4 protein-coding genes are annotated in these 5,165 nt (G+C 72.9%); 2 read left to right on the top strand and 2 right to left on the bottom strand.

Annotated features, from left to right (window positions below; translation table 11 throughout):
- On the top strand, positions 1 to 2,048 hold a 2,048-nt coding region (locus tag J0670_RS29545), incomplete at its 5' end, for an alpha-galactosidase (protein WP_207814759.1).
- Between the two features lie 98 nt (positions 2,049 to 2,146).
- Here the strand turns inward: J0670_RS29545 and J0670_RS29540 are convergent.
- Both J0670_RS29540 and J0670_RS29535 read right to left on the bottom strand, forming a co-directional pair.
- Positions 2,147 to 3,340 carry a saccharopine dehydrogenase family protein gene (locus tag J0670_RS29540; protein WP_243437700.1) on the bottom strand — a complete coding sequence of 398 codons (1,194 nt, stop codon included), beginning with the start codon at positions 3,338 to 3,340 and terminating at the stop codon, positions 2,147 to 2,149.
- On the bottom strand, positions 3,337 to 4,383 hold the full coding sequence (locus J0670_RS29535) for a S9 family peptidase (RefSeq protein ID WP_207814758.1): 1,047 nt from the start codon (positions 4,381 to 4,383) through the stop codon (positions 3,337 to 3,339). Before J0670_RS29535 ends, J0670_RS29540 begins: the two co-directional genes overlap by 4 nt.
- Before the next feature lie 228 nt (positions 4,384 to 4,611).
- Between J0670_RS29535 and J0670_RS29530 the strand changes: the two genes are divergently transcribed.
- Positions 4,612 to 5,165 (top strand): SOS response-associated peptidase (locus J0670_RS29530; RefSeq protein ID WP_207814757.1); only part of this gene is annotated, 554 nt, incomplete at its 3' end.

The raw sequence follows: 5,165 nt of genomic DNA, 5'->3' as shown, positions 1-5,165 counted from the left end.
CCCTGCTCGCGCTGGCCCTGGCCACCGGCGGCCTCGGTGCCCTCGGCCTCGGTGCGGCCACCCCCGCCGCCGCCCTCGGCAACGGCAACGCTCTGACCCCGCCGATGGGTTGGAACTCCTGGAACTCCCTCGGCACCGAGGTCACCGAGGACCAGGTCGTCCAGACCATCGACTTCATGTCCGCCAACGGCCTGGTCTCCGCCGGGTACGACACCGTCACCATCGACGACGGCTGGTCGCTCTGGCACCGCGACGGCCAGACCACCGACCTGGTGCGCAACCCCGACGGCGGAATGCAGCTGTACGACAACGCCGGGAACCCGGTCAGCGGAACGGACGGCACCGGCAACGACCCCACCTCCGGCCACCTGATCCCGCGCCCCGACCACTTCCCCGCGCAGACCGTCAACGGGCGGACCCTGAACGGCATCGCGTACCTCGCCCAGTACGCGCACAGCAAGGGCATGAAGTTCGGCCTCTACGCCACCGACACCTACGTCACCTGCCAGATGCACCCCGGCAGTCTCGGCCACGAGTCCACCGACGCCGCCGACTTCGTCTCCTGGGGCGTCGACTTCGTCAAGTACGACGACTGCCCGTACGGTCCGCAGATCGTCGGTCCGGACGGCCACAACTACTACACCCAGGGCGAGGGCAAGGAGCTGACCCGCTCGATCTACGCCCGGGTGCAGACCTTCCAGCACGCCCTCGACGCCGCATCCGCCGCTCAGGGGAGGCCGAAGGTCACCCTCAGCGTCTCCGCGCAGCCCGTCCACTCCGGCGTCCCCTACCTGCTCGCCGCCGACGACCCGGCCCGCACCGACCCGGTCGTCCAGGCCGCCGGGACGGGCCCGTTCCAGGCTCCCGGCTACGCGCCGACCGGCGTCTGGTGCGGCCAGGTCGCCAACCTCTGCCGGATCGGCGGCGACCGGGACAGCGAGCTCGACGGGGTGCTCTGGAACGGGCAGTTGCAGACCGCGCTGCAGTACCCGGGCAACGTCCGCCCGGGCAGCTGGAACGACCTCGACATGATGTTCACCGGCTGGCAGGACGTCTTCGGCCTCTACGGCACCACCGACACCTGCACCTGCCACAAGCCCTTCACCGACGACGAGTCCCGCACCGAGGCCTCCGTCCTCGCCATGCTCGCCGCCCCGCTGATCTCCGGCGCCGACCTGCGGACCGCCGCGCAGTCCCAGCACAGCGACCGCGGGTACACCTGGTCCACCGGGATCGGTGCCACCAGCCTGGCCGTCCTCAAGAACCGCGACATGATCGCCATCGACCAGGACAGCCTGGCCAAGCCCGCCACCCTGGTCGGCGCGAAGCCCGCGAACGGCACCGCGCCGGTCGTCCTCAAGCGGCAGCTGGCGAACGGGGACACCGCCGTCCTGCTGGTCAACCAGGACCCCTCGGCGGCCCACACGGTGAGCACCAGCCTCGCCGAACTCGGCCTCTCCGGGACCGGCTACGGCGCCAAGGAGGTCTGGACGGGCGCGAGTTCGACCGTCACCGGCCCGCTGAGCGCCTCCCTCGCTCCGCACGCGGTGGCCCTGTACCGCCTCGGCGCCCAGCCGGCCGGGGGCGTCAAGGCGGCCGTGGTCGACGACGGCCGGTACCACGCGCTGAGCGCCGGAGGAACCGGCGGTCTCGTCCTGGAGGTCGCCGGCACCTGCTCCTCGCCGCTCGCCTCGGTCGCGGACGTCAACACCTGGTGGCCCACCCACACCTCCGAACAGTGGACCTTCACCACCAACCCCGACGGCACGGTGCGGATCAGCGACAACTGCGACACCTCCACCCACCACCACACCGTGCTCGCCGCCGGGACCTCCCCCGGCAACAGCGCCTACCTGCTCGACTACTCGCCCGGTAACCCCTGGCAGGAGTGGAAGGTGAACCAGGACCCGGCGAGCGGCGCCCTCACCATCACCAACGTCGCCACCGGCCTCGCCCTCAACGCCGGTTCCGGCAGCGCCGGTTCGACCGTGACCACGGACGCGCCGACCACCGCGGCGGCCGGCCAGGCGTGGACTGCGGTGTCCTGAGCCGTCGAGGCACACCGGGGCCCCGGCGGAATCCTCCGCCGGGGCCCCGGCACACCTCCGGACCTCAGAAGCTCACGGCCCCAGGACACTTCAGGACGTCAGGACGACCCTTCGAGCACCGACACACCCACCCCCGGGCAGTGGCGCGCCAGGTCGGCGAAGAAGCGCTCCGCGTCGACGGCCGTCTCCGGCGGGTGGACGCCCGGCGTGGGCACCGTGCGGTCGAGGAGCTGGGCGAGACCGAGGGCGGCCGGGACACCGGTGCTCTCGGCCATGTCATTCAGCAGCGACTCCGCGCCGGTCAGCCGGACCAGGACTCTCACCGGACCGCCGTCGACCCGCCCGGTGGCGGCCGCGAAGAAGCCGGGCAGGGTGCCCGGGCCGCGGAACCGTACGGCGCGGGCGCCCGCGCGCAGCGTCCGGCGCAGGGTGGGGCGGTTGAGGTCGGCGGCCGCCGTCTCGTTGCTCAGCCGGCCCGCGTCGAGGTCCTCGCGCAGCACGTCCAGGTAGGCGGCGGTGCCGGCCGTCACCACCATCAGGCCGGCCGCGTCGCCGCCCGGCCGCAGGGTGCGGTGCAGGGTGACCGGTTCCGGGTGCCCGACGGTGTACGCGGTGCCCCGGTGGCCGCCGGGCAGGTCGAGGGCGACCGGGGTGAGCGGCGGCCGCTGCGCGATCCGGCCGCCCTCCACCACCGCGACCGTGCCGCTGATCTGCTGCATCCAGTGCACGGCCGCCGCCAGCGGGGCGCCGTCCGCGTCGACCGGCGCGGTGTCCTCGGGCTCGGGGCCGATGTCGACGGGCCAGGCGGTGTGGAGGTCGGTCAGGGTGTCGAGGCGGGCGGCGGCGCGGGCGGCCAGCAGATTGCTCACGCCGGGGCTGGCGCCCATGCCGATCACGGCGCGGACCCCGGCGGCGCGGGCCTCGTCGTCCAGTTCCAGCATCGCGACGGTGGGTTCCCAGTCGTCGCAGATGTCCAGGTAGTCCGTCCCGGTGCGGATCGCGGCGCGCAGCACGTCGAGGCCGAAGCGGTAGTACGGCCCGACGGTGTTGAGGACGGCGTCCACCCCGCCGAGCGCGGCGTCCAGTTCGGCCCGGTCGGTGACGTCGACCCGCCGCGCGCGGACCGGCACCGGCACGCTTCCGGCGAGCACGGCGGCCGTACGGCGGGCGGCGGCCAGGTCGCGGTCGGCGATCACCAGCTCCCGGACGCCGGGCAGCCCCGCGGTGACCCGGGCGGCGACCCTGCCCACCTCGCCGGCCCCGCCGAGGGCGAGCACCTTCGTCATCGTCATCCCTTCCGCCGGTTCGTCCGGTCCATCGAGGTCAGGAACTCCCGCATCCCGTCGAGGTAGCCGGGGGTGAAGAGCGAGCGCGGCGCGGCGATCGCGAGGAGGGTGCTCCTGAGCTCGGAGTCCTCGACGTCCTCGGGGACGATGTTGTGCGTCGAGTCCGGGAAGCGCAGCACCCGGAGGCGGCCCGGCTCGGTGAGGATCCGGCGGTAGCCGGCCTCGGTGTCGTCGCTGTCGACGTTGACGTCCTTGCCGCCGAGGATCAGCAGGACCGGGACCTTGACCCGGGCGAGGTCCGCGCCGGCGTCCGAGAGGTGGTTGCGACGGATGAACTCCCAGCGGTCCGGGGTGAGTCCGTCCACGTCGCCGCCGTCGGCCTTGAACCGGTCGAAGCTCTGTCCGGCCGCCAGCGCCGCCCTGGTCCGGTCGCTCCGGGCGATCGCGGCCGCCGTCTCCTCCGGGGTGGCGTGCTTCTTCCGCTGTTCGGCGAGCAGGTTGTAGCGGCCCTGTTGGAGCCAGTTGATCGCGGGGGCGACGGCGATCACGAACCTCACGTCCGGGGACTGCGCGGCGGCCTTGGGCATCACCCAGCCTGCCTGACTGGCACCCCACAGGCCGATCCGGCCCGGGTCGATGTCGGGCCGGGCCTTGGCCCACTCGATCGCGGCGACGGTCTCGTCGGCGCGGTCCTGCATGCTCTGGTCCAGCCAGTTGCCGGGGGCGCCGTTGATGCCGGGCTTGTCCCAGGACAGCGTGGCGTAGCCGGCCTTGGCCATGGCCTCCCAGATCGGCCGGTACCAGCCGTCGTGGGTGGCGTCGATCGGCCCGTCTCCGTGGACGAGGACGACCAGTCCGTACGGGCCCTGCCCGCCGGTCGGGCGGGCCAGGACGCCCCGGAGCGGCTGTTTGCCGCCCGTGATGGTGACGCGCTCCTCCTCGAGGTCGTACTCGTTCTGGTACAGCACCCAGCCGCCCGCCCCGAGCACGAGCACCGCCACGGACAGGAGTGAGCCCAGGAACCAGCGACGTCTGTTGCGTTTCGGCATGACCGCTCCCCACTGATCTATCGTTCCGAAAACGAACGTATCAGATGCGATAGATTGATGGCGATGGCGAGCCGCTCGGCCGGGTTGCCAGCCCCGGACGACTCAGCAGCGGCATCGACGTGTTCCGCCGCACCTTCGGCCACACCCCGGGCGGGCACGGCCCGGCGGGAAACCGGGCGCGCTGAGCCGCTCTGCGCGGTTGTCCGTACGGAGTGGCAGGCTGGGGGCATGTGCGGCCGCTTCGTCTCCACCACCACGCCCCAGGACCTCGTCTCCCTGCTCGGAGAGCTCCGCTGGGACCCTGCCGAGACCTTCGCCCCGAGCTGGAACGTCGCCCCCACCGACCCGGTGCCGGCCGTCCTGGAACGCGTCGACCGGGAGACCGGCGAGGTGCTGCGCCAACTCCGCCCGCTGCGCTGGGGCCTCGTCCCGTCCTGGGCCAAGAACCCCTCCGGAGGCGCCCGGATGATCAACGCCCGCTCGGAGACCGTCGACACCAAGCCCGCCTTCCGCAAGGCCTTCACCGCCCGCCGCTGCGTCATCCCCGCCGACGGCTACTACGAGTGGCGTGAGGTGCCCGCCACCGCCGACCGGAAGAAGTACAAGCAGCCGTACTTCCTCAGCACCGGCGGCGTGATGCTGATGGCGGGCCTCTACGAGTTCTGGCGCGACCGCACCCGGCCCGAGGACGACCCGCTCGCCTGGCTCGCCACCACGACCGTCATCACCACCGACGCCAGCGACTCCGCCGGCCGCGTCCACGACCGCATGCCGCTCACCAT

This window comes from Streptomyces sp. FH025 (genome assembly GCF_017427025.1).
Lineage (GTDB): Bacteria > Actinomycetota > Actinomycetes > Streptomycetales > Streptomycetaceae > Kitasatospora.
This window is presented reverse-complemented; position numbering and strand designations above follow the sequence as displayed.

What these genes read in the sequence shown, in the direction of transcription:
- J0670_RS29535 (WP_207814758.1), bottom strand. Translation starts at nt 4,383, where the DNA reads ATGCCGAAACGCAACAGACGTCGCTGGTTCCTGGGCTCACTCCTGTCC.
- J0670_RS29540 (WP_243437700.1), bottom strand. Translation starts at nt 3,340, where the DNA reads ATGACGATGACGAAGGTGCTCGCCCTCGGCGGGGCCGGCGAGGTGGGC.